This is a genomic window from Nonomuraea sp. CA-218870 (assembly GCF_050936535.1).
GTDB lineage: Bacteria > Actinomycetota > Actinomycetes > Streptosporangiales > Streptosporangiaceae > Nonomuraea > Nonomuraea corallina.
The window spans coordinates 979,773-1,005,209 of sequence record NZ_JBNJMN010000001.1; the positions used below are offsets into that span (position 1 = coordinate 979,773).

The 25,437-nt window shown below is 70.7% G+C and carries 28 protein-coding genes; 12 read left to right on the plus strand and 16 right to left on the minus strand.

The window, feature by feature from the left end:
* Positions 1-74: 74 nt before the first annotated feature.
* Positions 75-1,190 (plus strand): GAF domain-containing sensor histidine kinase, encoded by a 1,116-nt coding sequence (locus ACQEUU_RS04900; protein WP_433060858.1) that lies wholly within the window; start codon positions 75-77, stop codon positions 1,188-1,190.
* Entirely contained in the window at positions 1,187-1,810 is a 624-nt protein-coding gene (locus tag ACQEUU_RS04905; RefSeq protein WP_433060862.1) for a response regulator, read from the plus strand. Before ACQEUU_RS04900 ends, ACQEUU_RS04905 begins: the two co-directional genes overlap by 4 nt.
* A gap of 4 nt (positions 1,811-1,814) precedes the next feature.
* On the opposite strand, the gene ACQEUU_RS04910 is transcribed toward ACQEUU_RS04905, so the two are convergent.
* On the minus strand, positions 1,815-2,507 hold the full coding sequence (locus ACQEUU_RS04910) for a hypothetical protein (protein WP_433060865.1): 693 nt from the start codon (positions 2,505-2,507) through the stop codon (positions 1,815-1,817).
* Positions 2,508-2,604: 97 nt separating this feature from the next.
* Between ACQEUU_RS04910 and ACQEUU_RS04915 the strand changes: the two genes are divergently transcribed.
* From ACQEUU_RS04915 to ACQEUU_RS04930, 4 genes are all read left to right on the plus strand, one after another.
* Positions 2,605-3,393 (plus strand): ABC transporter ATP-binding protein, encoded by a 789-nt coding sequence (locus ACQEUU_RS04915; protein WP_270158142.1) that lies wholly within the window; start codon positions 2,605-2,607, stop codon positions 3,391-3,393.
* Positions 3,394-3,458: 65 nt separating this feature from the next.
* The gene (locus tag ACQEUU_RS04920; RefSeq protein ID WP_433060868.1) at positions 3,459-4,385 is read left to right on the plus strand and encodes an SPFH domain-containing protein; all 927 of its coding nucleotides are present in this window, start codon (positions 3,459-3,461) and stop codon (positions 4,383-4,385) included.
* Positions 4,386-4,466: 81 nt separating this feature from the next.
* Positions 4,467-5,222, plus strand: coding sequence for a sulfite exporter TauE/SafE family protein (locus ACQEUU_RS04925; RefSeq protein ID WP_433060871.1), 756 nt, complete (start codon positions 4,467-4,469; stop codon positions 5,220-5,222).
* 30 nt (positions 5,223-5,252) lie between these two features.
* On the plus strand, positions 5,253-5,474 hold the full coding sequence (locus tag ACQEUU_RS04930) for a hypothetical protein (RefSeq protein ID WP_433060873.1): 222 nt from the start codon (positions 5,253-5,255) through the stop codon (positions 5,472-5,474).
* 33 nt (positions 5,475-5,507) lie between these two features.
* Here ACQEUU_RS04930 and ACQEUU_RS04935 read toward each other — a convergent pair whose 3' ends face one another.
* The 7 genes from ACQEUU_RS04935 to ACQEUU_RS04965 all read right to left on the minus strand — a co-directional run bounded on the left by ACQEUU_RS04935 (position 5,508) and on the right by ACQEUU_RS04965 (position 11,405).
* The gene (locus ACQEUU_RS04935) at positions 5,508-6,338 is read right to left on the minus strand and encodes an NAD(P)H-binding protein (RefSeq protein WP_433060876.1); all 831 of its coding nucleotides are present in this window, start codon (positions 6,336-6,338) and stop codon (positions 5,508-5,510) included.
* A 28-nt stretch (positions 6,339-6,366) separates the two neighbouring features.
* Positions 6,367-7,245, minus strand: a complete 879-nt coding sequence (locus ACQEUU_RS04940) for a Rieske 2Fe-2S domain-containing protein (RefSeq protein ID WP_433060880.1) — start codon at positions 7,243-7,245, stop codon at positions 6,367-6,369.
* Positions 7,246-7,308: 63 nt separating this feature from the next.
* On the minus strand, positions 7,309-7,920 hold the full coding sequence (locus ACQEUU_RS04945) for an HD domain-containing protein (protein ID WP_433060883.1): 612 nt from the start codon (positions 7,918-7,920) through the stop codon (positions 7,309-7,311).
* Between the two features lies 1 nt (position 7,921).
* Positions 7,922-10,111, minus strand: coding sequence for a molybdopterin-dependent oxidoreductase (locus tag ACQEUU_RS04950; RefSeq protein WP_433060886.1), 2,190 nt, complete (start codon positions 10,109-10,111; stop codon positions 7,922-7,924).
* A gap of 117 nt (positions 10,112-10,228) precedes the next feature.
* Positions 10,229-10,876 carry a hypothetical protein gene (locus tag ACQEUU_RS04955; protein WP_433060888.1) on the minus strand — a complete coding sequence of 216 codons (648 nt, stop codon included), beginning with the start codon at positions 10,874-10,876 and terminating at the stop codon, positions 10,229-10,231.
* A complete protein-coding gene (locus ACQEUU_RS04960; RefSeq protein WP_270158150.1) occupies positions 10,876-11,097 on the minus strand; it encodes a hypothetical protein in 222 nt (73 codons plus the stop codon). The genes ACQEUU_RS04955 and ACQEUU_RS04960 overlap by 1 nt, the downstream gene beginning before the upstream one ends.
* 161 nt (positions 11,098-11,258) lie before the next feature.
* Complete coding sequence (locus tag ACQEUU_RS04965) at positions 11,259-11,405, minus strand: hypothetical protein (RefSeq protein ID WP_433060891.1); 147 nt, start codon at positions 11,403-11,405, stop codon at positions 11,259-11,261.
* A gap of 365 nt (positions 11,406-11,770) precedes the next feature.
* Here ACQEUU_RS04965 and ACQEUU_RS04970 point away from each other — a divergent pair, with 365 nt between their 5' ends.
* The 4 genes from ACQEUU_RS04970 to ACQEUU_RS04985 all read left to right on the plus strand — a co-directional run bounded on the left by ACQEUU_RS04970 (position 11,771) and on the right by ACQEUU_RS04985 (position 15,309).
* Positions 11,771-12,634 (plus strand): helix-turn-helix domain-containing protein, encoded by an 864-nt coding sequence (locus tag ACQEUU_RS04970; RefSeq protein WP_433060893.1) that lies wholly within the window; start codon positions 11,771-11,773, stop codon positions 12,632-12,634.
* Positions 12,635-12,691: 57 nt separating this feature from the next.
* Entirely contained in the window at positions 12,692-12,916 is a 225-nt protein-coding gene (locus ACQEUU_RS04975) for a DUF397 domain-containing protein (RefSeq protein WP_433060896.1), read from the plus strand.
* 509 nt (positions 12,917-13,425) lie between these two features.
* A complete protein-coding gene (locus ACQEUU_RS04980; protein WP_433060898.1) occupies positions 13,426-14,502 on the plus strand; it encodes a CapA family protein in 1,077 nt (358 codons plus the stop codon).
* A gap of 150 nt (positions 14,503-14,652) precedes the next feature.
* Positions 14,653-15,309, plus strand: coding sequence for a TetR family transcriptional regulator (locus tag ACQEUU_RS04985; protein ID WP_433071737.1), 657 nt, complete (start codon positions 14,653-14,655; stop codon positions 15,307-15,309).
* Here ACQEUU_RS04985 and ACQEUU_RS04990 read toward each other — a convergent pair.
* Complete coding sequence (locus ACQEUU_RS04990) at positions 15,306-15,563, minus strand: hypothetical protein (RefSeq protein WP_433060901.1); 258 nt, start codon at positions 15,561-15,563, stop codon at positions 15,306-15,308. The two genes, ACQEUU_RS04985 and ACQEUU_RS04990, sit on opposite strands and share 4 nt — an antisense overlap.
* A gap of 164 nt (positions 15,564-15,727) precedes the next feature.
* Between ACQEUU_RS04990 and ACQEUU_RS04995 the strand changes: the two genes are divergently transcribed.
* On the plus strand, positions 15,728-16,258 hold the full coding sequence (locus ACQEUU_RS04995) for a tetratricopeptide repeat protein (RefSeq protein ID WP_433060903.1): 531 nt from the start codon (positions 15,728-15,730) through the stop codon (positions 16,256-16,258).
* Positions 16,259-16,268: 10 nt separating this feature from the next.
* Here ACQEUU_RS04995 and ACQEUU_RS05000 read toward each other — a convergent pair whose 3' ends face one another.
* The 7 genes from ACQEUU_RS05000 to ACQEUU_RS05030 form a co-directional block, all read right to left on the minus strand.
* A complete protein-coding gene (locus tag ACQEUU_RS05000; RefSeq protein WP_433060906.1) occupies positions 16,269-16,874 on the minus strand; it encodes a hypothetical protein in 606 nt (201 codons plus the stop codon).
* Between the two features lie 256 nt (positions 16,875-17,130).
* Positions 17,131-19,701 (minus strand): ATP-dependent chaperone ClpB, encoded by a 2,571-nt coding sequence (gene clpB, locus ACQEUU_RS05005; RefSeq protein ID WP_433060909.1) that lies wholly within the window; start codon positions 19,699-19,701, stop codon positions 17,131-17,133.
* Positions 19,702-20,052: a heat shock protein transcriptional repressor HspR gene (locus tag ACQEUU_RS05010; protein WP_433060912.1), complete on the minus strand. Its 351-nt coding sequence runs from the start codon at positions 20,050-20,052 to the stop codon at positions 19,702-19,704. It abuts the gene before it with no gap.
* Positions 20,053-20,056: 4 nt separating this feature from the next.
* Positions 20,057-21,235 (minus strand): molecular chaperone DnaJ, encoded by a 1,179-nt coding sequence (gene dnaJ, locus ACQEUU_RS05015; protein WP_433060914.1) that lies wholly within the window; start codon positions 21,233-21,235, stop codon positions 20,057-20,059.
* 19 nt (positions 21,236-21,254) lie between these two features.
* On the minus strand, positions 21,255-21,860 hold the full coding sequence (grpE, locus tag ACQEUU_RS05020; protein WP_433060917.1) for a nucleotide exchange factor GrpE: 606 nt from the start codon (positions 21,858-21,860) through the stop codon (positions 21,255-21,257).
* Positions 21,857-23,728, minus strand: a complete 1,872-nt coding sequence (gene dnaK / locus ACQEUU_RS05025; protein WP_433060920.1) for a molecular chaperone DnaK — start codon at positions 23,726-23,728, stop codon at positions 21,857-21,859. The genes grpE and dnaK overlap by 4 nt, the downstream gene beginning before the upstream one ends.
* 207 nt (positions 23,729-23,935) lie before the next feature.
* Complete coding sequence (locus ACQEUU_RS05030; protein ID WP_433060923.1) at positions 23,936-24,400, minus strand: hypothetical protein; 465 nt, start codon at positions 24,398-24,400, stop codon at positions 23,936-23,938.
* A 104-nt stretch (positions 24,401-24,504) separates the two neighbouring features.
* Between ACQEUU_RS05030 and ACQEUU_RS05035 the strand changes: the two genes are divergently transcribed.
* The gene (locus tag ACQEUU_RS05035; RefSeq protein ID WP_433060925.1) at positions 24,505-25,386 is read left to right on the plus strand and encodes a proline dehydrogenase family protein; all 882 of its coding nucleotides are present in this window, start codon (positions 24,505-24,507) and stop codon (positions 25,384-25,386) included.
* The last annotated feature ends 51 nt before the right edge of the window (positions 25,387-25,437 follow it).

Here is a 25,437-nt window from a genome sequence, read left to right on the forward strand (position 1 = left end):
CCCCGCCTGGGCCCATCGTCCTAGGACCTGGCCGCCGCCCGGTTCCCGGCTCGCGCCGTCAGTAGAGTGAGGCCGTGACGGCGGAACGCGACGAGATCCTCCAGGCGGTGAGCTCGGCGGTCCTCGCGGTCACCCGCCACCTGTCGGTGCGCGAGGTGCTGCAGGTGATCGTACGTTCGGCGCAGCGGCTGCTGGACGCCCGCTACGCCGCGCTGGGCGTGCCCGACGACGACGGCTCGTTCGCGGAGTTCGTCGCCGAGGGCATCACCGACAGGCAGTGGGAGGCGATCGGGCCCATCCCGCGCCAGCACGGCATGCTGGGCGCGATGCTCCGCGAGGGCGCCCCGGTGCGCCTGCCCGACCTGCGCGCCGACCCCCGGTTCGAATACTGGCCGAAGGCGCACCCGGTGATGAAGGACTTCCTCGGCGTCCCGATCACCGACGGCGGCGAGGTGCTCGGCATCATCTTCCTGGCCAACAAGCGCACCGGCGACGGCTTCACCGGAGCCGACCAGGACCTGCTCCAGGTGTTCGCGGCGCACGCCGCGATCGCGCTGGCCAACGCCCGGCTGTACGAGCGGGGCCGCGAGCTGGCCATGCTGGAGGAGCGCCACCGGGTGGCCCGCGAGCTGCACGACGCCGTCACCCAGAAGCTGTTCTCGCTGAGGTTGAGCGCCCAGGCCGCGGGCGCCCTGATCGAGTCGGCCCCTGCCAGGGCGGCGGCCGAGCTGGAGCGGGTGCAGCGGCTGGCGGGGGAGGCGCTGGGCGAGCTGCGCGCGGTGATCGTCGAGTTGCGGCCCGCCGAGCTCGACCGTCACGGGCTGGCCGAGACGCTCCGCAAGCACGTGCGGATGCTCGACCGCCTGCAGCCCGCGCGGGTCGCGTTCGAGGCGGACGCGCTGCCGCCGCTGACGTCCGCGGTGGAGGTGGCCGTGTTCAGGGTGGCTCAGGAGGCGCTGCACAACGCGCTGCGCCACGCGGAGGCCGGCCGGGTGGCCGTGCGGCTGTCACACGTGGGCGGCACTCTGGTCCTGGCCGTGGAGGACGACGGCACGGGGTTCGAGCCGGGCCCGTCGCGCGGGCTCGGGCTGGTGTCGATGAAGGAACGGGCGGAGTCGGTCGGCGGGCGGATGACCGTCAGCTCCGCGCCCGGCGAGGGGACGACCGTGCGTGTGGAGGTGGGCGTGTGATCCGGGTGCTGATCGCCGACGATCATCCGGTGGTGCGGCAGGGGCTGCGGACCTTCCTCGACCTGCAGGACGACATCACGGTCGTGGGCGAGGCGGGCGACGGCGCGCGGGCCGTCGAGCTGGTCCGCGAGCTCGCGCCCGACGTGCTGCTGCTCGACCTGAGGATGCCGGTGCTCGACGGGCTCGGCACGCTCGGCGAGCTGACCGGCGCCGCCACCCGGGTGCTCGTGCTGACCTCGGTGGGCGACAAGGCCGACGTGAGCCCCGCGATGCGGGCGGGCGCGTCCGGCTTCCTCTACAAGGACGTCGACCCCGTCGCGCTGGTGCGGGCGGTGCGTGCCGTGCACGGCGGGCAGGTGCTGCTCGCGCCGGAGGCGGCCGAGGCGATGCTCGCGGGTGACGGCGTGGCGCCCGCCGGGGCTTCGCTCGTGCCGCTGACCGACCGGGAGCGCGAGGTGCTCAAGCTGATCGCCGCCGGTCGGTCCAACCGGGAGATCGCCCGCCGCCTCGCGGTCGCCGAGAAGACGGTCAAGACCCATGTGTCCAACGTGCTGATGAAGCTCGGCGTGCAGGACCGCACCCAGGCCGCGCTCTACGCCGTACGCAACGGCCTGGCCTGACCGCTCAGGGGTTGCCGACCGGCTCGAAGATGGCGTGGTGGGCCGCGACGATCGCGCGCCGTACGGCCCGGTCCAGGTCGCGCAGGGCCGCGCCGCTGGAGGCGATCTCGCCGGAGGTGAGCCCGCGCTCCTCGGCCAGGCGCAGCACCGCGCCCAGCCGGGTGGCCAGCGCCGACACCCGGTGGGCGCGCGCCGGGTAGCCGGGGGCCAGCTCCCCGCCGCGGTCGGCCACGCGCCGGGGCCGCTCCTGCGCCGGGCCGCCCGCGTCGGCCAGCGCCTGCGTCGCCTCCCGCATCGCCTCCGACAGCTCGCGCTCGGCCTCCGCCACCGACGGCAGGTCCTGCCGTACCGGCCCGGCCTCGTGCGCCTCCCACTTGACGCCCACGTACGAGGAACCGCGCAGATCGAGCGAGGGCACCAGCCCGACGCGCGTGTCGTCCAGCACGGCGACGGCGGCCTGCCCGGCGTCCACCGCGGCCGAGTTGAACGCCGGCGGCCCCGACAGCCCCAGCGGGTCACCGGGCGCCGGAAGCGCCAGACGGAAGCCGCTCAACCCCGCCGAACGAAGATTGACCAGGTATTTACGGAGCGGAACCTCGCCCACGACGGCGGGGCCGCCGACCTCTTCTACGTGGTCGGCCGCCTCATCCAGGCCGATGTGGCCGGTGAGCCAGGCGTTACCCCAGGCGACTAGCACAGGACAGATAGGCGATTCAGGGCGCACCGATCCACGATAAGCGCTCGCCCTGCAATAGGTTTGTCCCCAGGGTTTACTCCTCAAGGAGGGATCGGGGATGGGTGGTCAGGTGCTGCGGTTCCAGGACGTCGCCTACAGGCGCGACGGGGCGACCCTGCTGCGCGGCATCGACTGGACGGTGGAGGAGGACGAACGCTGGGTCGTCCTCGGGCCCAACGGTGCGGGCAAGACGACGTTGCTGCAGCTCGCGGCCACGTTGCTGTTCCCGAGCGACGGGTCGCTGGAGGTGCTGGGCGAGCGGGTCGGCGTGGCCGACGTGTTCGACCTGCGGCCACGCATCGGGCTGTGCAGCTCGGCGCTGGCCGAGCGCATCCCGCCGGAGGAGAAGGTCATCGACCTGGTCCTGACCGCCTCCTACGCGCTGCTCGGCCGGTGGACGGAGGAGTACGACTCCGACGACGTCACCCGCGCCGTGGAGCTGATCGACATGATGGGCGCGGCCCACCTGATCAGGCGGCGGTTCGCCTCGCTGTCGGAGGGGGAGCGCAAGCGGGTGCAGATCGCCCGCGCGCTCATGCCGGACCCGGAGATGCTGCTGCTCGACGAGCCGGCCGCCGGCCTCGACGTGGGCGCCCGCGAGGACCTGGTGCGGCGGCTGTCCGTGCTGGCCGACGACTTCCGGTCGCCGGCGCTGGTCCTGGTGACCCATCACGTGGAGGAGATCCCGGCCGGGTTCACCCACGGCCTGATGCTGCGTCACGGCGCGATCGTGGCCCAGGGGCCGCTGGAGCACGTCATGACGGCCGACAACCTGTCGCAGACGTTCGGGGTGCCGCTGGGGCTGGAGCGCAGCGCCGAGGGCCGCTGGTACGTGCGCCCCTTCTAGCCGCCGCCGGCGGCCGGGACGAAATATCATGCAGCGTCGGGCCCGTCGATCCCCGGAGCGTTGCCATGTCGGTGGAGCAGCTCATCGTCGTCCTCGTCGTGGTCGCGGCGGTGGGCCTCGGGGTGGCGCGGGCGATCAGGATCATCCCGCAGGCCACGGCGGCGATCGTGGAGCGCCTGGGGCGCTACCACCGCACCCTCGCCCCCGGGCTCAACCTGGTGGTGCCGTTCGCCGACCGCATCAAGGACCTGATCGACCTGCGCGAACAGGTGGTGTCCTTCCCGCCGCAGCCGGTGATCACCTCCGACAACCTGGTCGTCTCCATCGACACCGTCATCTACTTCCAGGTGACCAACCCGAAGGCGGCCACGTACGAGATCGCGAACTTCCTGACCGGCGTCGAGCAGCTCACCGTCACCACCCTGCGCAACGTCGTCGGCGGCATGGACCTGGAGCGCACGCTGACCTCCCGTGAGGAGATCAACACCGAGCTGCGCGGCGCGCTCGACGAGGCCACCGGCAAGTGGGGCATCCGGGTCAACCGGGTGGAGCTCAAGTCCGTCGACCCGCCGGCCTCGATCCAGGACTCGATGGAGAAGCAGATGCGCGCCGACCGTGACAAGCGAGCCGCCGTGCTCACCGCAGAGGGGCAGCGCCAGGCGGCCATCCTGGCGGCCGAGGGGGAGCAGCGGGCGGCGGTCTTACGGGCCAGGGGCGACGCGGAGGCGGCGGTGCTGCGCGCCCAGGCCGAGGCCGAGGCCCAGGCGATGCGCGCCAAGGGACAGGCCGACGCGATCGGCATGGTGTTCAAGGCCATCCACGAGGGCAAGCCGGACCAGCACCTGCTGGCCTACCAGTACCTGCAGACCCTGCCCGAGATCGCCAGGGGCGACGCAAACAAGGTCTGGATAGTCCCCTCGGAGATGGGGAAGGCGCTGGAGAACCTCGGCGGCCTGTTCAGCCCCCCGAAACCGCCCGCCCCCGACGCGTAGCGCGTCCGCCACCCCGGGAGCGAGGCCGCCCGGTCAGGCCCCCTAGGCTCGGCTGTCGACGCGTACGGGGAAGGGGTCGGGGTGACGGTCTGGGAAGCGCTCGCCGTGTGGCTCGCAGGCGTGGCCGCCGGGGCGATCAACGCGGTGGTCGGCTCGGGGAGTTTGATCACCTTCCCCACCCTCGTGGCCGTCGGCGTCGACCCGATCGTGGCGAACGTGTCCAACAACATCGGCCTGGTCCCCGGCTCGGTCACCGGCGCGTACGGCTACCGCGCGGAGCTGCGCGGGCAGCGCGACCGGCTGGTCAGGCTCGCCTTCGGGTCGGCGCTCGGCTCGCTGGCCGGCGGGATCCTGCTGCTCTACCTGGACCCGGACGTCTTCCAGGTGGTCGTCCCGGTGCTCATCGGGCTGGCCTGCGTCCTGGTGGTCATCCAGCCCTGGCTCAACGCCCGGCTGGCCGCCCGGCGTGAGCACGCGCACCCGCACGGCGGCCCGGTCCTGTGGCTGAGCGTGTTCGGGGCGGGCGTCTACGGGGGTTACTTCGGCGCCGCCCAGGGGGTGCTGCTCATCGGGCTGCTCGGCAGCTTCCTCGACGAGCACCTGCAGCGGGTGAACGCGGCCAAGAACGTGCTCTCGCTGGTGGTCAACTTCACCGCCGCCGTGCTGTTCGTGTTCGTCGCGGAGGTCGACTGGTGGGCGGTGCCGGCCGTGGCGCTGGGCGCGATGATCGGGGGCTTCCTGGGGGCGAAGGTCGGCCGCCGCATCCCGGCGCCGCTGCTGCGGGTGGTCATCGTGGCGGTGGGAATCGTGGCGATTATCAAACTGGTGTACGGATAAATTTCCGACTTTCTGGGTATAAATCGGGACATGAAGGGTGATCGCGTGGAGATCGTCATCGACGCGGGCGGCACCCCGCGCACCTACGAGATCGTCGCCACCCGTGCGGGCCGCCGCGTCGAGGTGGCCACCCGGCGGGGGCTCGTCGAGGTGAGCGAGGTGACCCGGAGCGGCACCCCCGTCAGGACCGCCCGGTTCATGTCCAGCCGCATCCTCGCCCTCGTCGAGCACCCCGCCGACGAGAAGTCCTGACAGCCGGAGAGGGTCGCCGGCCGGCCGGCGGTCCTAACGGAAGTCCGCCTCGTGGTCGCGCACCCATGAGCGGAACGGCAGCGCCGGCCTGCCCAAGAGCTTCTCCACCACGTCCGTGACCTCCTCGGGGGAGTCCACGAAGCTCCGCCAGCCCGCCAGCGCGCTGTCCACGAAGCCGGCGTCGCCCCAGGCCGCCAGCAGGTGCTCGCGCGCCTCCTCGGGCGGCAGCTCCTCCCAGCGGACCTCGCGGCCGATCACCTCGCCGATGGTCCGTACCTGCTCGGCCTGGGTGAGCAGGCCGGGCCCGCTGATCGGGTAGGCCGCGCCGCCGTGCCCGGCCGAGGTCAGCACGTGCACCCCCACCGCCGCGATGTCCTTCTCGTGGATGAGGGCGCGCGCCGCCTGCCCGTACGGCCAGCGCACCACGCCTGTCCTGATCTGGTCGGCCCAGATCAGGGTGTTGGCCGCGAAGCCGCTCGGCCGCAGGAACGTCCAGCTCATCCCGGAGGCGCGGATCAGCCGCTCCAGCTCCTGGTGGAAGATCGGCGGGCCGCCGCCGTCGGGTACGTTCGCCGAGAGGTAGACCACCCGCCGGGCCTTCGCGGCCAGCGCCTCGACCACCGGCTCGGCGGTCCGCGCGGCGAAGCCCGGCCACACCAGGAACGCCGTCTCCACGCCCGCGAGGGCGGGCTCCAGCGTCTCGGGTCTGGTCAGGTCACCCGCGACCACCTCCACCTCGTCGGGGAGCCGCGCCCTGGCCGGGTCGCGCACCAGGGCGCGCACGTCCAGGCCGGCCCGCGCCAGTTCGTTCACCACATGTCCGCCGACGTTGCCGGTCGCGCCGGTCACCAGAATCTTGCTCATGAGGCGACCGTAGAACCTCAAGTCGACTTCAGGTCAACCTCGGCCGCACCTGGATCGTGCCGTCCTTGCGGACGCGGGTCTCGAACGTCGGCACCGGCGCCGTGGCCGGCCCGTGCCTGACCGAGCCGTCTTCCAGCCGGAACGTGCTGCCGTGCCAGGGGCACCGCACGCACGCCTCGCCGTCCACCTCGACCAGCCTGCCCTGGTGGAGCGGCCCCGCCAAGTGCGGGCAGGTGTCCACCAGCACGGTCGCGTTCTCGCCGCGGCGCAGCACGAACAGCGAGATGTAGCCGAGCCGCCGCGACACCGGACGGCCGTCCGGCAGGTCCTTCAACAGGCACAGGTCGTGCCAGCCCAACGGCACCAGATGGGAGACCTGGGGCGCGTGGTTGGCCCCCGCCGACATCCGATAGGCCAGGTGGCCGCCCAGGTAGCCGCCGAACCCGCCCGCTACCAGCCCGGCGTACGACAGCGCTCGCCCGGCCCGCTCACTCCCGCGCACCCGGGCCAGCAGCGACCCGGAGAACAGCCCGAGCGCGAGCACGTTCGACGCCATGTGCACGAACCCGACGCGCTGCTGCTCCCGGTGCAGCGACGACCAGTCGGTCAGGCCGGCGGCGGCCGTGGGCAGGGCGTTGACGATGCCGGTGGCCAGCAGCAGCCGCACCGCGCGCGGGTCGGCCTTCACCAGGTCGAGGAGCGTGGCCGACATCCAGCAGCCCAGGCTCACGGAGGCCAGGGGCGGGTGTGCCGGTTTGCCCGTCGGCACTCCGTGCAACAGGTCCCGCACGAAGCCCTGGGGGACGCGCTCGCGCACCGTCTTCGCCAGCGCTCGGATCGGCCGGTCCATGGCCGTGGCCTTGCCCAGCCGTTCGGTGAGGTCCACTGGTCCGGCGAAACGCCTCAAGTTCCGACGTCTAGCCCGTACTGTCTCTTTCACGACAAGTCCCCTACCCCAGGGGTGCGGACGTCACTCGGATAGGTGACCCTTCGCGACCGACTCCTCGACGAGGGCGCGCGCGTACGCCCCGAGCGACGGCGCGCCTTCCTCGATGAGCCTGACCTTCTCCATCACCTGGGCCGCGGTCACCTTGAACAGCCGCCAGGTGCCGCCCTCGGTGTGGTGGTTGGCCAGGATCGGCGCGAACCGGTCGAGCGCCCTGGCGAAGCGCGCCTCGGGCGTCTCGCGCTCCTCGAACTCCTCCCACAGCCTCCGCAGCCGCGCCCCCTGCTCGCCGGGCAGCAGCGCGAAGATCCGGTCGGCCGCCGCGCGCTCGGCCTCCGTCTGCGCGGCCACCGCCACCGGGTCGTAGACGAACGTGTCGCCGGCGTCGATCTCGACCAGGTCGTGCACGAGCAGCATGGCGACGACGCGCTGGAGGTCGGTGCCGGGCGGCGCGTGCTCGCCCAGCACCATCGCCAGCGTGGCCACGTACCAGGAGTGCTCCGCGTCGTTCTCCCGCCGGGAACCGTCCATCAGCAGGTTGCGGCGGATGATCCGCTTCAACTTGTCGATCTCTACGGCGAAGGCGATCTGGTCGGTCAGGCGGTCCTCTGCTGGCTCGAAAGTCACGCGCGACACCTTAATGTGCGCTGATCACCCGGGTAGGGGAAATAGTGACCGGAACCCCATTGAACACCGCGTTCCCCGACGGAACGTCCACCGCCGTCTCGTCCGTCAGCGCGTTCGCGCTCACCCCCGCGTGCTTGGCCGCCACCGCCTGCGAGCTGCCCTGGTGCCCCCAGCCGTGCGGCAGGCTGACGACGCCGGGCATGATCGTTTCGGTGGGCTCCAGCGGCACGGTCAGCTCGCCCTTGGCGGAGCGGACCACGGCCTCGCGGTCGAGCCCGAGCCTGGCCACGTCCGCCGGGTTGATCTGGAGGGTGCAGGTGTTGCTGCCGCCCACCAGCGGGGCCACGTTGTGCAGCCAGCTGTTGTTGGAGCGCAGGTGACGCCGCCCGATCAGGACCATCTCCGGAGGCTCGGCGTCGAGCCCGGCGCGCAGCCGTTCCACGTCCTCCAGGAGCAGCGGCGGCGCCAGCTCGACGACGCCCGAGGCGGTCCTGAGCACCTCCGGCAGCCGCGGCTCCAGCGGGCCGAGGTCGAGCCCGTGCGGATGGTCGAGCAGCTTGCGCAGCGACAGGTCGCCCCCGGCCGCCCACTCGCCGTAGGGGCCCAGCTTGAGCATGAGGTCCAGCCGCCGCTCGGCGCCCGTGTCGCCCTCCAGCAGGGCGCGCAGCTCGGCGACGTCCCGGCCCTCGACCCCGGAGCCGGGCGTCTCGACGGCCTTGGCCAGCATCTGACCGATCACGAACTCGTCCAGGTCGCCGTCCGCGCCTGAGGCGATCATGGTGAGCCTGGCCAGGATCTGCGCCTCCGACGGCTGCCCGTCCAGCGGCAGCAGCGGCGGCGAGTAGCGCGCGTAGTTGCGCACCGCGAAGCCCAGCAGCGCGAAGTCGTAGTGTCCCGACTGCAGCACCCGCGGCGGGGGCAGGATGACGTGGGCGTGCTTGGTGGTCTCGTTCAGGTACGGGTCCACGCTCACCATGAAGTCGAGCCCGGCCAGCGCCCGGTCCAGCCGGTCGCCGTGCGGGGCCGACAGCACCGGGTTGCCCGCCACCGTGACCAGGAGTCTGATCTGCCCCTCGCCCGGCGTCTCGATCTCGTCGGCGAGCGTGGCGACCGGCAGCTCGCCGTTCGCCTCGGGCAGGCCGCGCACCCGGCTCTTCCAGCGCCCCACCCGGTACGGTCCGCGCCGCCCGGCGAACTCGGTGGCGGGCTTGGGGAACATCACCCCGCCCGGCCGGTCCAGGTTGCCGGTCAGCGTGTTCACCACGTCCACCAGCCACTGGGCGAGCGTGCCGAACTCGGCCGTGCAGGTGCCGATCCGCGCGTACACGGCGGCCCGGCCGGCCGCCGCCAGCTCCCGCGCGAGCCGTACGATCACCTCGGCCGGCACGCCGGTGCGGCGGGCCACCACGTCCGGCGGGAAGTGCTTGGCCGACTCGCGCACCTCGTCGAGCCCGTTGACCGGGTGGGCGAGCGTGACCAGGTCCTCGGCGAAGAGCGTGTGGACGATGCCGAACAGCAGGTAGGCGTCCGTGCCGGGGCGTACGAACACGTGCTCGTCGGCGAGCTCGGCAGTCCGGGTGCGGCGCGGGTCGACCACGACGAGCCGCCCGCCGCGCCGGCGCAGCGCCTTGAGCCTGCCGGGGAAGTCGGGGGCGGTGCACAGCGAGCCGTTGGACTCCAGCGGGTTGGCGCCCAGCATCAGCAGGTAGTCGGCGCGGTCCAGGTCGGGGACCGGGATGGCCAGCGGGTGGCCGAACATCAGCCCGCTGGCCACGTGCTTGGGCATCTGGTCGACGCTGCTGGCGGAGAAGACGTTGCGGGTGCCGAGCGCCTTGATCAGCGGCCCGTTGTAGAGGGCGCCCGCCATCGTGTGCGCGTTCGGGTTGCCCAGGTAGACGGCGGCCGACCGGCGGCCGTGCGCGGCGGTCACCTCGGCGAGCCCCCGCTCCACCGCGGCGAACGCCTCGTCCCAGCCCGCCTCCCGCCACCGCCCGCCCTCCCGGATCAGCGGCCTGCGCAGCCGGTCGGGGTCCTCGTCCAGCTTGCCGAGGCTGGCGCCCTTCGGGCAGATGAACCCCTTGCTGAACGGATCGTCGCGGTCGCCGCGGACGCTGGTCACGTGGCCGCCGTCGTCGAGCGTCAGCGTCAGGCCGCAGACGGCTTCACACAGCGGGCAGGTCCGATGCACGGTCGACGTCATCACGACTCCTGGGTTCGTCAGCTGAACTCATCTTGACGCGTACGGAGGACATGGGGAAGCCCCGGAGCCCCCGCGGTCTCCGGGGCTTTTCCTAGGGAGGCGCGGGTCCCTAGGTCTTCAGCCCAGCGGCTGCGGAATCAGCTGCCGGGACAGATCAGGCGGCTCCTCGAGGTCGTGGCGGAGCGAGATCCAGGCCCGCCGGCCGTAGAGCCGGTCGAGCCCGGGGGAGAGGCTCCCGGGGATCTCGTCCCGCCTGACGATCTCGACGATCACCAGGTTGGCGCGGGTGCGGTGCCGGTAGACGGTGACGGCCCTGGCCCAGCAGGCCGCCGCGATCTCCTCGGCGTAGGCCTCGAACTCCTCGGCGCAGATGCCGGCCCTGGTCAGGATCAGGGCCTTCTCGCCCGTGGTGGCCGGGGTGATCCACAGCACGAGCGGGATGCGGCCCCTGCGGGTGTGCATGGTGGTCTCCAGACAGACCCGCTGCAGCCGGTGACGGGACACCACGCACCAGAAGTGAGAAACGGCCCAGCTGCGGCCGAACCGGGTCGCGGCGGGCACTGAGACGGCGGTGCCGGCCAGGACGAACGGCAGCCAGCCGCCCTGCTGGATGGCGTCCAGCAGGGCCGGCACGAGCAGCGCGAGGCCGGTGACGATGAGCAGTTCGGTGCGCATCCGCCAGAGCCGGGTGATAGGCCCGGAACCGGCCGGGGCGGGCAGATCCTCGTATCCGGGGTAGATCTGGTTGCGCGGGTTCCTGGGCATCAGGACACCTCCTCGGGCACCCGTGGCACGATCCGGTCGAATCGTGGGTCGCGGTAGCGGCGGGAGCCGAAGCCGGTCCTGGTGACCGACCAGCCCCGGCGGTGGGCGAACTCGTCGAACTCCATGCAGATTTCGCGGTCGGCCCAGGCGAGCAGTCCTTGGAAGCGGGTGAGCATCCGGGACTTGCGCCGGCTGAGTCCCTTGGTACCTTGTGAGTGCATAGAAGACCCCTTTCGCGGCAAATCAGAGGTGGCTTCTTACGCCGGACTGCGGGCCGGTGACCTGCTCGCCGCTGGGTGGCAGCCCAGGTGCGGCGGGTCGGGTGCTCCGGCCTCGGTCCGGCTCGGTGTGCTCTTTCGAGCGACGATCGCGGCGATGACTCTCAGCTGAGTGCGAGATCCTTCCGGCAGACGGCCTCCCTGTGTTCGGTCTCCATGGACGGGACGGCGCCGTTGCCGGGTGCGCGGCCTGACCGGCCGCGGGTGGTCGTGGGCGGGAAGCTCGTCCCGGCGGGTCGCGCGATGTCCATCACGACCTCCTCGCCTCCGGAGCTCCTCCTGGTCCCGATGGTCCTCCCGGCAGTCAACCGCTGCAAGGCCTTGAGCAAGAAAGATTCTTCTTTCTTCGAAATCGTCTTTCGAATTGCCGTGCAACTTGCATGCGGTGGATGACCTTCGGCATGGACGGGGTGCCCGCAGGAGATCATTTGGTATGCCCCCTTCCCCCACAGGAGCTTTGCTTGCTTCACACCGTCTCTCCGTGAAAGCCTTCTGGCAAGCCCAAATGAAGGTACGCGTGCAACTTGCAGTGTAAGATTGGTAGAACGGCCCAAGACCGCGGGCTTGAAACGGTTCCCTCCGGCTACACCTTCATTCCCGGCAAGGAGAGTCGACGGTGCCACCGACGCAGGGCAGTCCGACTGTCCGCAGGCTCAGACTCGGTCAGGAGCTCCGGCTGCTCCGCGAGCGACGCAAGATCACCGGCGCCAGGGCCGCCAAGGAGCTCGGCTGGTCACCCAGCAAGGTCTCGCGCATCGAAGGCGCCAAGACGATGCCCAGCGCCGACGACATCAAGGCGATGGGGAAGCTCTACCGGCTCGACGAAGCCAAACTTGACGAACTCTTCGGCCTGTTGCGGGATGCGGATCAGCGGGGCTGGTGGGAAGATTACGAAGACGCCCTGCCGGAGGAGTACACAAGATTCCTCGGGCTGGAGGCAGAGGCCACCGTCCAGCGCAACTGGGAACCCCAGATCGTGCCCGGCCTCTTCCAAACCGAGGATTACGCCCGAGAGGTCATCCTGGCCGTCCGCGGCATCTCGCGCATCACCCACAGTGGAGTGAGGAGCAGGGTCGAGGCCCGCCTCGACCGCCAGCAGCGTGTCCTGCACCGCTCCGACCCCTGTGAGATGCGCTTCGTGCTGGACGAGCCGGCCCTGATGCGCCGTTTCGGCGAGCCCTCGGTGATGCGGGCGCAGATGGAGCATCTCCTGGAGCTGTCCCTTCTGCCTCACGTCAGCGTTCAGGTGCTGCCCACCGACGCGCTGCACCCGGTCAGCACGGGAGCGTTCATTCACCTGAAGTTCACGGACTTCGACGATGTGGTCTATCTGGAGCAGCTTTATACTGCTCACTTCGTCGAGGACCTCGAGCGGGTAGCGGGGTACGAGTCGGCTTTCGAGAACATCAGGATGCAGGCGTTGGACGAGGACGAATCACGCGTGCTCATCCAACGCAAGGCGATGATGTGGCGAGGCTGAGCAACGAACATCGGAACAAAAGGGGCAATGGCGCCCCTTCGCCCATTTGGGGAGAAAATGTCTATCCACCACCAGACGGCGGCCTGGCAGAAGAGCAGCTTCTGCAACGGAGCCAGCAGCTGCGTTGAGGTCGCCCCCCTCGCCGACGGAAACGTCGCGCTGAGGGACAGCAAGGAGCAGGACGGACCCGTCCTGGTCTTCACCCCGTCGGAGTGGGCCGCGTTCACGGCCGGCGTCCGGGACGGAGAGTTCGACCTGGAGGCCCTTTCGGCCAGCGCGTGAAAAACGGCCCTGGCAGGTTGGTGACGCAACCGGACAGGGCCGTTAGACGGAGGCTGGTCACAGCCCCGGTTTTCCCCGCCCGCCCAGCGGGCGCAAGATCCCCGCCCATCATGACGCACCGCGGCCCCCTTGATCAACAAACCGCGACAGCCCTCTTCCGTACGCAGGACCCCCGCCTGCTTCAGCGCCTCACGGATCCCTTCGCCTCCACCGCGTGACGCCAGGAGTGTCCACGGCCGCCCCCCGCGCCTGGATGGACAGACCATGGCCCGTCAGTGAGAAACCCACCGTCGCCCGCTGCCTGAGAGGCCGCGCCTGGCGCGCCTGTCGCGTCAGGGTGATCGGCGACTTCGATCGCCGCAGCAGGGGCGTCCGTCTTTGTGATCTTATTCAGGGGCTAAGTCCGATTTCTTGTCGTTTGATGTCAAACGAGGGTCACTACGCGGCAATAGTCAGGACATGGCATGCTCGATCCCTGAAAGTCCCGATCGAGCTGGATGGCGCCCCCGATGAACCTCCCCCGCGCACTCTCGGCACTGGCCGTCGTGGCCTCCGTCGCCGCCTGCTCGGCCTTCGGCTCTGAGACGCCCGAGCGGCAGCGGCAGGCGGCCGCCACCACCTCGGCCGAGCCCACGGCCCCCGCCACCCCGGAGCGCGAGCCGTACACCATCGCCTTCGGCGGGGACGTGCACTTCGAGGGCTTCCTGCGGGCGCGGCTGGACAACCCGCGCACCGCGCTCGGCCCGATCGCCTCGGTGCTGCGCAAGGCGGACCTGGCCATGATCAACCTGGAGACCGCCATCACCACGGGCGGCACCCCCGCGCCCGGCAAGCAGTACACGTTCCGGGCGCCCGCGAGCGCGATAACCGCGCTCAAGGCCGCCGGCGTGGACGTCGCCTCGATGGCCAACAACCACGGCATGGACTACATGGAGACCGGCCTGGCGGACTCGCTCGCCGCGGTCAAGAAGGCCCGCTTCCCGATGGTGGGCATCGGGGCGGACGAGGCGCAGGCGTACAAGCCGTTCAGGAAGACGGTGAACGGCAACCGGGTCGCGATCATCGGCGCGACCCAGGTGCTGGACGCCGAGTTCATCGACTCCTGGACCGCCACCCCCGACAAGGGCGGCCTCGCGTCGGCCAAGAACGAGGCCCGCCTGATCAGGGCGGTACGGCAGGCGCGCAAGAGCTCCGACACCGTCATCGTGCACCTGCACTGGGGCACCGAGATGCAGAAGTGCCCCAACCCGGCGCAGCTCTCCCTGGCCCCCAAGCTGGTCAAGGCCGGCGCCGACGTGGTGGTGGGCGGGCACGCGCACATCCTGCTGGGCGCCGGGTACCTCGACAACGCCTACATCAGCTACGGCCTCGGCAACTTCGTCTTCTACAACTCCAACCCCGCCACCACGGGCCGCACCGGCGTGCTGACCCTCACCATCAACGGCCGCAAGATCCTCAAGGACCGGTGGACCCCCGCCACCATCCAGAACGGCGTGCCGGTCCCGATGACCGGCGCCGCGCGGACGCAGGCCGTGGCCGACTGGAAGGCGCTGCGTTCCTGCACCGGGCTGGCCGCCCGGCCCTGAGGCGATCCGGGGAAGGCGGTCGGTTCGTCAACGCTGTCCGGGATCTCCCCATCCGCACTCCATGGGCCGGCCGAGCTCACCGGATTCCCGGGAAATCCGGTCAATCGTGGGTAACGATCTGGTCTGGCGGGGGAAGATGATGGCGTGTCCATGCCGCAACCAGAAGATGACTGTGCGTCGCCGAAGGCGCTGCGCCGGCAGCCCACGCAGCGCCGCAGTGCCCGGCGGGTCGAGCGGATGCTCGACGCCTGCGCCCACCTGCTCGACGAGATCGGCTACGAGGCGCTCTCCACGACCCGGATCGCCGACCGGGCGGGTGTCGCGATCGGCTCGGTCTATCAGTTCTTCCCCGACAAGCGGGCCATCACCCAGGAGCTGACCCGGCGCAACGTGGAGCTGTTCGTCTCCAGGGTGGGCCGCCGGTTCATGGAGGAGGACTACCGGGGCTGGTGGGACGCCGTCGACGCGATCATCGACGAGTACGTCGCCATGCACCGCACGGTGCCGGGCTTCAGGAGCCTCCAGTTCGGCGACGTGGTCGACCTCAACCTGCTCGACTCCGACTCCGACAACAACACCGTGATCGCGGGCCGGCTGCGCGGGCTGCTGCTCAAGGAGTTCGGGCTGGCCGACTGCCACGAGCTCGACGTCGCCGTGGTGGTGGCGGTCGAGGCCGGCGACGCGGTGCTCAAGCTGGCCTTCCGCCGCGACCCCGACGGCTCGGAGGAGATCATCGACGCGGCCAGGCAACTCGTGCGCGGATTCCTGTCGCGTCAGCTCAGGTCCTACACGCCGCGGCCCGACTAGCGGATCCGCTCCCAGGCCTCGAGGAACTCCGGCAGCCAGTGCGGCTCGTGGGGCCGCGCGCACTCCTCGGGGAACGACACCGGCCGGACGGCGTGCTCTCTCGCGCGTAGCTCGTCCTCCAGGGCCCGCAGTCTCCGCTCGGCCGCATCGACCCCTTCCAGCCGGGCCGAAACGTAGCCGGCGACCCCGGGGCCCACGGCCGACAGCACCACCGCGACCGCCAGCGCGGACGTCATCTGCCTGGACCCGCTCATCCCAGCCCCTTCCGCTCTCGGGCGCGAAGTGACCGGTATATGCCCCATTACCTGTGAAGATATGCGCCTCGTGAGCAACTGGTGACGAATCGTGGTGGCCTCATCCGCCATCGCCGATGCTTATTGAGCGGGCAAAACCGCACGGCTCTCGGTAGTCTCGCGTTGTGGCGCATGTGACCCGTGAGCACCTTGATCGCCTGCTTGAGCAGGCGCTGCTGGCCGACGACCACGGCTCGCTGGCCGGCAGGCTGTACGACGTCGCGCTCGATTACTCCAGCGGCGACGTGTCGAGAGCGTCCATCCTGGTTCAGGCGGCCGAGGAGTGGCGCGCGGCCGGTCAGCCGGCCCGCGCGCTGGAGTGCTTCCAGCGCGCGGTCGAAGACGGTGGAGAGACGGGCATCGACCCGCGTGCCGGCATCGCCGACACGCTGTTCGAGCTCGACCGGCACGACGAGGCGAGGGAGGTCATCGAGACGGTCCGCGCCGAAGGGGACGTCTCGGCGGCGACCGCCCACAGCATCGCCGAGACCCTCGTCGCCTACGGCGACCTGGAGGCCGGCCACGAGTGGGTGACCCAGGCCCTGCTGACCTGCGCGAGCGACGACCCGGAGCGGATGTCGATGCTGCGCACCCGCTACCGCATCAGGCTCGACCTGGGCCTGCCCGAGGACGAGATCGACGCCCTCGTCTCCTGACGGGCCGGGCTCAGCGCAGGGAGAGCCCGCCCAGCAGGCGCGTGACGCCGTCGAGGGAGCGGCCCGGGATGTCCGCCCGGTCCAGCTCCGTCGCCACGCGCGGCACCGCGCGGTCCACGATCTCGTCCCTGGTCTGGTGGACCGGGCCGGTGAGGTCGATCGGGGTGTCCGCGGGGCGCGGCCGTCCGTCCGAGGGCAGGGGAGCGCGCCCGGTCCCGGAGACCGCCGGCGGGGCGGCTTCGGGCAGCACCGGAAGGGCGGGCAGCTTGAGCAGGCCGGTCACGTCCGCCACCGGCTCGCTCGTCACCGGCTCGCTCGCCACCGGCGGCATGGCCGAGGTGGCCACGAACCCGCCCAGGTCCGACAGCCCGTGCTCGGACCGCGGGGCGACCAGACCGGTCAAGTTGATGCGCTCGGCCATCCTGACCGCGTTCAGAGCCAGGTGGGTGCTCTCCGACCCGAGCAGCGGGCCGGCGCCGTCGCTCAGCCGCGCCTTGGCCAGCTCGTCGCAGAGCGCCGCCGCGGGCGAGCCCACGCGGGCCCGCGCGGCCAGGCAGTCGTCCGCGGCCGAGGGGCCGGCCCCCAGCCAGCTGACCCCCGCGGTCAGAGTGACCATGGCCAGAATCCTTCGGATGTTCCGCGTAGGCACTTCTCGTCCCCCTGATCGTTCTCGGTGACTGACGAACGCGAAGCTAGTCAGGCAGGCGAGAGCGGGGAGGCGGCTTGCCGGAAGGCTGGCCCGTTCCTTAAGGACCCGAACCTCAAGGAACGGACCCGCAGATGACCCGCCGGGGAACGGCGAACGCCCGGAGGCTGGGCCTCCGGGCGTTGGCGCGTGTCCGGCGGGATTTCCGCGGGTGTACGGCGGGTGCTCAGGCCCGCTGGACGGTCAGCTCGTCGTCGCCGAGGTCGACCAGGACCTTGTCGCCGTCGACGATCTCGCTGGACAGCACCGCCCTGGCCAGCTTGTCGCCGATCGCCGACTGGACCAGGCGGCGCAGCGGGCGCGCCCCGTACATCGGGTCGTAGCCCGTCAGGGCCAGCCACTCGCGGGCCGCAGGTGTGACGTCCAGGGTCAGCCTGCGGTCCGCCAGCCGCTGGGCGAGCCGGTCGACCTGCAGGTCCACGATCTGCGCCAGCTCCTCGGTGCCGAGCGCGTCGAACAGGATCACGTCGTCCAGCCGGTTGAGGAACTCCGGCTTGAACGCGCTGCGCACCGCGCCCATCACGGCCTCGCGCTTGGCGCCGTTCTCCAGCGTCGGGTCGACGAGATACTGGGAGCCGAGGTTGGACGTGAGGATCAGGATCGTGTTCCGGAAGTCGACCGTGCGGCCCTGGCCGTCGGTCAGCCGGCCGTCGTCGAGCACCTGGAGCAGGATGTCGAAGACCTCCGGGTGGGCCTTCTCCACCTCGTCCAGCAGCACCACGGTGTACGGGCGACGCCGGACGGCCTCGGTGAGCTGGCCGCCCTCCTCGTAGCCGACGTAGCCGGGGGGCGCGCCGACGAGCCGGGCGACGCTGTGCTTCTCGGAGTACTCGCTCATGTCGATGCGGGTCATCGCCCGCTCGTCGTCGAACAGGAACTCCGCCAGCGCCTTGGCCAGCTCTGTCTTGCCGACACCGGTCGGGCCGAGGAACAGGAACGAGCCTGTCGGCCGGTCGGGGTCGGCGATGCCGGCCCGGCTGCGCCGGACCGCGTCGGACGCCGCCCGCACGGCCTCGTGCTGGCCGATGAGGCGCTTGCCCAGCTCCTCCTCCATGCGCAGCAGCTTCGCCGTCTCCCCCTCCAGCAGGCGGCCCGCAGGGATGCCGGTCCAGGACGAGATGACCTCGGCGATGTCGTCGGGGCCGACCTCCTCCTTGACCATGGCGTTCTCGGGCGGGGCGGCCTCGGAGGCGGCCTTCAGCGCCTGCTCCAGGCGCGGCACCTCGGCATACATGATGCGGGAGGCGGTCTCGAAGTCGCCGTCGCGCTGCGCCCGCTCGGCGGTGCCGCGCGCCTCGTCGAGCTGCTTCTTCAGCTCGCCGACCTTGTTGAGGCCGGCCTTCTCGTGCTCCCAGCGGCCGACCAGGGCGTTCAGCTCCTCCTGACGGTCGGCCAGCTCCTGGCGCAGGCGCTCCAGGCGCTGGACGGAGGCCTCGTCGGTCTCCTTGGACAGCGCCAGCTCCTCCATCTTCATCCGGTCGACGGCCCGCTGGAGCTGGTCAATCTCGACCGGACGGGAGTCGATCTCCATCCGCAGCCGGGAGGCGGCCTCGTCGACCAGGTCGATGGCCTTGTCCGGCAGGAAACGGCTGGTGATGTAGCGGTCGGACAGCGCGGCGGCGGAGACGAGGGCGCTGTCGGCGATCTGCACCTGGTGGTGGGCCTCGTAGCGGCCCTTCAGCCCGCGCAGGATCGCGATGGTGTCCTCGACCGTGGGCTCGCCCACGTACACCTGCTGGAAGCGGCGCTCCAGCGCCGGGTCCTTCTCGATGCGCTCGCGGTACTCGTCGAGCGTGGTCGCGCCGATCATCCGCAGCTCGCCGCGGGCCAGCATCGGCTTGAGCATGTTGCCCGCGTCCATGGCGCCCTCGGCGGCGCCCGCGCCGACGACGGTGTGGAGCTCGTCGATGAAGGTCACGACCTGGCCGTCGCTCTCCTTGATCTCGGAGAGCACCGCCTTCAGCCGCTCCTCGAACTCGCCGCGGTACTTGGCGCCCGCGACCATCGCGCCCAGGTCGAGCGCGATCAGCCGCTTGTTGCGCAGCGACTCCGGCACGTCACCGGCCACGATGCGCTGGGCCAGGCCCTCGACGACGGCCGTCTTGCCGACGCCGGGCTCGCCGATCAGCACCGGGTTGTTCTTGGTGCGCCGGCTGAGCACCTGCACCACCCGCCGGATCTCGGAGTCGCGGCCGATGACCGGGTCGAGCTTGCCCGCTCGGGCCCGCTCGGTCAGGTCGACGCCGTACTTCTCCAGCGCCTGGTAGGTGTCCTCGGGCGTCTCACTGGTGACCCGGGCGTGACCGCGTACCTTCTCGAACGCGTCGAGCAGCGCCTGCGGCGTGGCCCCCGCGGCCTTGAGCAGCTCGGCGGCCTGGCCGCCGTCCGCCGCGAGGCCGACCAGCAGGTGCTCGGTCGAGACGTACTGGTCCTCCAGCCGGTTGGCGTGCTGGGCGGCGGTGTTCATGACCGTGAGCAGCTGGCGGGAGCTCGTGGGCGCCCCCACCGTCGCGCCCTGCGCCTTGGGCAGCGCCGCCAGCCGCTCCTCGGCCTTGGCCCGCAGCGCCTTCCAGTCGACGCCGACCGCCTCCAGCAGCGGGACGGCGGTGCCGCCGGTCTGCGCGAGCAGCGTGGTCAGCAGGTGGATCGGAGAGATCTCGGGATTGCCGTCGGCGGCGGCCCGCCGCATGGCTCCCGAGAGCGCCTCCTGACTTTTCTGAGTGAGCTTGTATTCCATCTACGCCCCCGGTGGCAACTCGTAGCGGATCAGCGCCTTCATCATCTGGAGTTCGGCGCGCAGCCGGTGAACCTCCTCGCGCAGCCGCAGCGACTCGTTCTCCAGCTCCAGAATCCGCTTGATGCCGGCGAGGTTGATGCCCTCCTCCTGGGAGAGCCGCTGGACCTCGCGCAGCTGGATGATGTCTCTGGTCGAGTAGAGGCGGCCGCGCCCCGCCGTGCGGCCAGGGCAGACCAGACCGAGCCGGTCGTACTGCCGCAGTGTCTGCGGATGCAGCCCCGACAGCTGCGCGGCCACCGAAATCACATAAACAGGAGTGTCATCGGACAGGTCGAAGTAGTTGGCGTCCATCGGCTCACTCGCTTCTGGCTCTCAATATGAGCTCGGCCCGCGGGTCCTCGGCCGCTGTGGCGGTGTTGAACTCCGTGAGCAGCTCCCGCGACTTGTCGTCGAGCGTCTTCGGCACCACGACCTCGACGCTGGCGAGCAGGTCGCCCTTGGTGCCGTCCTTGCGGGTGACGCCCCGGCCGCGGACGCGGAAGGTGCGCCCGTTCGGCGTGCCCGCGGGGATGCGCAGGGTCACCGGCATTCCCTTGAGCGTCGGCACCTTGATCTCGGCGCCGAGGGCCGCCTCCGTGAACGTCACGGGAACCGTGACGGTCAGATTGTCACCCGACCTGCCGAACACGGGGTGCGGCTTGACGTGCGTCACGATGTAGAGATCACCGGCCGGACCGCCGTTCTCGCCGGGCGCTCCCTTGGCCTTGAGCCTGACCCGCGCCCCGTCGGACACCCCCGCGGGGATGCGGGCCTGGATCGTGCGGATGCTCTTGGCCCGGCCGCTGCCCTCGCAGACGGGGCAGGGGTCGTCGACCAGCAGCCCGCGACCCTTGCAGTCGCGGCAGGGCTCGGAGAAGGCGAAGTTGCCCAGGTTGCGGCTGGCCGCGCCGGTGCCCTCACAGGTCGGGCAGACCCGCGGGGTGGTGCCGGCCTTGGCGCCCGTCCCGCTGCACGCGGTGCACGCGGCGGAACTGGTCAGCCTGAGCGAAACCGTGGTGCCCTCGGCAGCCTCCGTGAACGACAGCGTGACCTCTGACTCGATGTCCTGTCCGCGCCGCGGCCTGGTGGCGGAGGTGGTGCGGGTCGTGCTCCCGCCCCGGTTGAACAGCCCGCCGAACAGGTCGCTGAAGCGGTCGCCCGCCCCGGCACCGGTCTGCTGACCGGTGCCGCCGAACAGGTCGCCGAAGTCGAAGCCGAAGTTGCCGCCACCACCCGGACGCTGGCCGCCCACCCCGGACCCGAACAGTGTGCGCGCCTCGTCGTACTCCTTGCGGCGCTTGCTGTCGGACAGGACGTCGTAGGCCTCGGAGACTTCCTTGAACTTCTTCTCCTTGGCCGAGTCGCCCTGGTTGGTGTCGGGGTGGTACTGCCTGGCCAGCTTCCGGTACGCCTTCTTGATCTCGTCGGCGGTGGCTGACTTGGGCACACCAAGGACGGCGTAGTAGTCCTTCTCCAGGTAGTCCTTGGTGCTCATCTACGGCCCTTCGTCCTTGTCAGTTGTCGTCGTCATCGGACGCGGGCGCGTCCCCGGGCTCGGCCACGGCCACGCGCGCCGGACGCAGCACCCGCTCACCCATCCGGTAACCCAGCTGCAGCACCTCGATCGCCGTCGGCTCGGTCACCTCGGGCGAGTAGGTGTGCATCAGCGCCTCGTGGACCATCGGGTCGAACGGGTCGCCCTTCTGGCCGTAGGCGCTGAGACCCAGCTTGGTGAGCACCGCCTCCAGCGACTCCGCCACCTTCGCGAAACCCCCGGTGAGCTCGCCGTGCTCGCGGGCCCTGCCGATGTCGTCGAGCACCGGCAGCAGCTCCGCCAGCACCGCGGCGGTGGCCTGCTCGCGCACGGCCACCCGGTCGCGCTCCACGCGGCGGCGGTAGTTCTGGTATTCGGCCTGGACGCGTTGCAGGTCGGCGGTCCGCTCGTCCAGCTGGGCCCGCAGCTCGGCGTCGGCCGGAGCGGACTCCGCCGGCGCCTGCTGCTGATCCTGCTTGGGCGAATCGTCCTCGGGGCGCACCCTAACCTCCCCCGTCTCCGGGTCGATCTTGCGGTTGTCGCGGATCACCGGCTCCTCATGCCCGTTCTCACGCAACGGCCTCACTTGTCCTTCTTCGGCTCATCGTCCACGATCTCGGCTTCGACGACGTCCTCGTCGGCCTTCTGCTCCTGGCCGGCGGAGGCGTCCTGGGGAGCGCCCTCCGGGCCGCCCGCGGTCTGGCCCTGGTTCTGCGCGTAGATCGCCGAACCCATCTTCTGGCTGACCGTGGCGAGCTTCTCCGCCGAGTTGCGGATCGTGTCGGTGTCGGTGCCCTCCAGAGCCTTCTTCAGCTCGGCGAGCGCGTCGTTGACCTCGGCCTTGATGTCGCCGGGAACCTTGTCGTCGTTCTCGCGGAGGAACTTCTCCGTCTGGTAGGCGAGCCCGTCGGCGTTGTTGCGGACCTCGGCCTCCTCGCGGCGCTTGCGGTCCTCCTCGGCGTAGGACTCGGCCTCGCGCATCATGCGCTCGATGTCGTCCTTCGGCAGCGCGGAGCCGCCGGTGATCGTCATCGTCTGCTCCTTGCCCGTGCCCAGGTCCTTGGCGGAGACGTTGACGATGCCGTTGGCGTCGATGTCGAAGGTGACCTCGATCTGCGGGATGCCGCGCGGCGCCGGCGCGATGCCGGTCAGCTCGAAGGTGGCCAGCTTCTTGTTGTAGGCCGCGATCTCGCGCTCACCCTGGAAGACCTGGATCTGCACCGACGGCTGGTTGTCCTCGGCCGTGGTGAAGACCTCGGAGCGCTTGGTCGGGATCGTCGTGTTGCGCTCGATGATCTTGGTGAAGATGCCGCCCTTGGTCTCGATGCCCAGCGACAGCGGGGTCACGTCGAGCAGCAGGACGTCCTTGACCTCGCCCTTGAGCACGCCGGCCTGCAGGGCGGCGCCGATGGCGACGACCTCGTCCGGGTTGACGCCCTTGTTGGGGTCCTGGCCGCCGGTCAGCTCCTTGACCAGCTCGGTGACGGCGGGCATCCGGGTCGAGCCGCCGACCAGCACCACGTGGGCGATGTCGGAGACCTTGATGCCGGCGTCCTTGATGACCTGGTGGAACGGGCCCTTGCAGCGCTCGAGCAGGTCGGCGGTGAGCCGCTGGAACTCGGCGCGGGTCAGCTTCTCGTCGAGGTGCAGCGGGCCCTCGGACGAGGCGGTGATGTAGGGCAGGTTGATCGAGGTCTCGGACTGGGCCGACAGCTCGATCTTGGCCTTCTCCGCGGCCTCGCGCAGGCGCTGGAGGGCCATCTTGTCCTTGGACAGGTCGACGCCGTGCGCGTTCTGGAAGCGCTTGACGAGCTCGTCGACGACGCGCTGGTCCCAGTCGTCACCGCCGAGGTGGTTGTCGCCGCTGGTCGCCTTGACCTCGACGAAGCCGTGGCCGTCCTCCTGGCCGACGTCGAGCAGGGACACGTCGAAGGTGCCGCCGCCGAGGTCGAAGACCAGGATCGTCTGGTCCTGCTCCTTGTCGAGGCCGTACGCGAGCGCGGCCGCGGTCGGCTCGTTGATGATGCGCAGAACGTTGAGACCCGCGATCGTGCCGGCCTCCTTGGTGGCCTGGCGCTGCGCGTCGTTGAAGTAGGCCGGGACGGTGATCACCGCGTCGGTGATCTTCTCGCCCAGGTAGGCCTCGGCGTCCTGCTTGAGCTTCTGCAGGACGAAGGCGCTGATCTGCTGCGGCGAGAACTTCTTGCCGTCGATCTCCTGGGACCAGGTGGTGCCCATCTCCCGCTTGACCGATCGGATCGTCCGGTCGACGTTGGTGACGGCCTGCCGCTTGGCGACCTCGCCGACGAGGACCTCGCCGTTCTTCGCGAAGGCGACCACGGACGGCGTGGTCCGCGAGCCCTGCGCGTTGGCAATGACGGTGGGCTCACCGCCCTCGAGAATCGAGACGACGGAGTTGGTCGTCCCCAGGTCGATACCTACCGCACGTGCCATGAGTACGTCCTTGTAGTCAAAGTTGAGTCGGTTAAGCTCAACGTACGAATTCGAGCAGGCTTTGTCAAACGACTTGAGCCTACTCGACTCAACCCCTGACAAGGGCGTTTTGTTCCCTGAGATGTCCCTTAGGGGTCCGCCTCCGGGTACGCCCCACCGGCCGTGCGCGGCGGGTCTCCCGGGGGCGGAGGGCAGGGGAACGGGGTGTCAGCTCTTGGCGCCGTCTACGATCTTCCGCTTCCCGAGTGGGGACTTGAGCTTGACCGTCGTGGTCTTCTCGATGGCGATCATGATGCAGGAGACGTTCCTGGCCTTCGCCGACGGGCCCTCGTACAGGGTGATCGTGACCCGCTTCCTCGTCTCCTTGACCTTCACCCGGTCCAGCACCGTGCACGGCTCCACGCCCGACCACCAGGTCAGCCGGACCTGACGGCCCTTCGACACCGGCGTCGCCTTGGTGAAGCGCACCTTCCGGGGGTTGACCGCGTCACCCGTCGGCTTCACCGGCTTGGGCTTGACCGTCGGCGCGGGCGTCACCGCGTCCGCCACCGGTGAGCTGGACACCGGCGTGTCGGGGCCCTGGGACGCGGCCTGCTCGGCGGGCCGCTCCGCTCCGCACCCGGCGGTGAGGAGGAGACATCCGGCTATGAGAGTCGCTGTCGCTGTGCGCATACCCTTACGACGGATATGACAGGTCTCCGGTTCAGCCGGTCGGGTCCGAGGCGGGACACCCCGGGCGGGGCGGCGGGGGGAGCCCGGGTGAGTAGGGTTGAGCCGTGCTGCGTCAGGCCCTACTCGCCGTGTCCAGGAGCGCGCGCGCCGAGCGCGTCATCTCCACCTCGCCGCTGACCCGCGCCGTCGTCAGACGCTACGTCGCCGACGACATCGCCCGCACGGTCACCGAGCTGACCCGCAGGGGCCTGCTCGTCACCGTCGACCATCTCGGCGAGGACGTCCACGACAGGGCGCAGGCGGAGGGCGCCGTGCGCGCCTATCTCGACCTGCTCAGGGTGCTGCCGGAGGGCTCCGACGTGTCGGTCAAGCTCACCGCGCTCGGGCTGCGGCTGTCGGAGCAGCTCGCCCTCGACAACGCCGCCACCATCTGCGAGGCCGCCGCCCCGCGGGGCATCACGCTCACCCTCGACGCCGAGGAGCACGACACCATCCCCGGCCTCCACTCCATCCACGCCACCCTCCGCAAGGAGCACCCGAGCGTGGGGGTCGTGGTCCAGGCCTACCTGCGCGACGCCGCCGAGCGCTGCGCCAAGCTCGACGGGGCCAGGGTGCGGCTGTGCAAGGGCGCCTACACCGCGCCCGGCGCCCACACCTCGGCGGCCGACATCGACCGCTCGTACGCGCGCTGCCTCAGGGTGCTGATGAGCGGCACCGGCTACCCGATGGTCGCCACCCACGACCCTCGGCTCCTGTCCGTCGCCGCCACCCTGGCCGTCCTGGAGGGCCGCGACCACAACGGGTTCGAGTATCAGATGCTGTACGGGGTGCGGCCCGACGAGCAGGAGCGGCTGGCCGCGCAGGGGGCCAGGATGCGGGTGTACGTCCCCTACGGCGCCGACTGGTACGCCTACCTCATGCGCAGGCTGGCCGAGCGTCCCGCCAACCTGGCGTTCTTCGCCCGCTCCCTGCTGTCGCGGGGCTGACCTCGGCGCGCCGGTAGGCTGCGACCGGGCGTCTACTGCGTGAGGACAACA

Excerpts from the sequence above, each read along its gene's own strand:
- ACQEUU_RS04915 (WP_270158142.1), top strand. The coding sequence starts at position 2,605 with ATGGGTGGTCAGGTGCTGCGGTTCCAGGACGTCGCCTACAGGCGCGAC.
- ACQEUU_RS04920 (WP_433060868.1), top strand. The coding sequence starts at position 3,459 with ATGTCGGTGGAGCAGCTCATCGTCGTCCTCGTCGTGGTCGCGGCGGTG.
- ACQEUU_RS04930 (WP_433060873.1), top strand. The coding sequence starts at position 5,253 with ATGAAGGGTGATCGCGTGGAGATCGTCATCGACGCGGGCGGCACCCCG.
- ACQEUU_RS04935 (WP_433060876.1), bottom strand. The coding sequence starts at position 6,338 with ATGAGCAAGATTCTGGTGACCGGCGCGACCGGCAACGTCGGCGGACAT.
- ACQEUU_RS04950 (WP_433060886.1), bottom strand. The coding sequence starts at position 10,111 with ATGACGTCGACCGTGCATCGGACCTGCCCGCTGTGTGAAGCCGTCTGC.
- ACQEUU_RS04955 (WP_433060888.1), bottom strand. The coding sequence starts at position 10,876 with ATGCCCAGGAACCCGCGCAACCAGATCTACCCCGGATACGAGGATCTG.
- ACQEUU_RS04960 (WP_270158150.1), bottom strand. The coding sequence starts at position 11,097 with ATGCACTCACAAGGTACCAAGGGACTCAGCCGGCGCAAGTCCCGGATG.
- ACQEUU_RS04965 (WP_433060891.1), bottom strand. The coding sequence starts at position 11,405 with ATGGACATCGCGCGACCCGCCGGGACGAGCTTCCCGCCCACGACCACC.
- ACQEUU_RS04975 (WP_433060896.1), top strand. The coding sequence starts at position 12,692 with ATGTCTATCCACCACCAGACGGCGGCCTGGCAGAAGAGCAGCTTCTGC.
- ACQEUU_RS04980 (WP_433060898.1), top strand. The coding sequence starts at position 13,426 with ATGAACCTCCCCCGCGCACTCTCGGCACTGGCCGTCGTGGCCTCCGTC.
- ACQEUU_RS04985 (WP_433071737.1), top strand. The coding sequence starts at position 14,653 with ATGCCGCAACCAGAAGATGACTGTGCGTCGCCGAAGGCGCTGCGCCGG.
- ACQEUU_RS04990 (WP_433060901.1), bottom strand. The coding sequence starts at position 15,563 with ATGAGCGGGTCCAGGCAGATGACGTCCGCGCTGGCGGTCGCGGTGGTG.
- ACQEUU_RS05000 (WP_433060906.1), bottom strand. The coding sequence starts at position 16,874 with ATGGTCACTCTGACCGCGGGGGTCAGCTGGCTGGGGGCCGGCCCCTCG.
- clpB (WP_433060909.1), bottom strand. The coding sequence starts at position 19,701 with ATGGAATACAAGCTCACTCAGAAAAGTCAGGAGGCGCTCTCGGGAGCC.
- ACQEUU_RS05010 (WP_433060912.1), bottom strand. The coding sequence starts at position 20,052 with ATGGACGCCAACTACTTCGACCTGTCCGATGACACTCCTGTTTATGTG.
- dnaJ (WP_433060914.1), bottom strand. The coding sequence starts at position 21,235 with ATGAGCACCAAGGACTACCTGGAGAAGGACTACTACGCCGTCCTTGGT.
- dnaK (WP_433060920.1), bottom strand. The coding sequence starts at position 23,728 with ATGGCACGTGCGGTAGGTATCGACCTGGGGACGACCAACTCCGTCGTC.
- ACQEUU_RS05030 (WP_433060923.1), bottom strand. The coding sequence starts at position 24,400 with ATGCGCACAGCGACAGCGACTCTCATAGCCGGATGTCTCCTCCTCACC.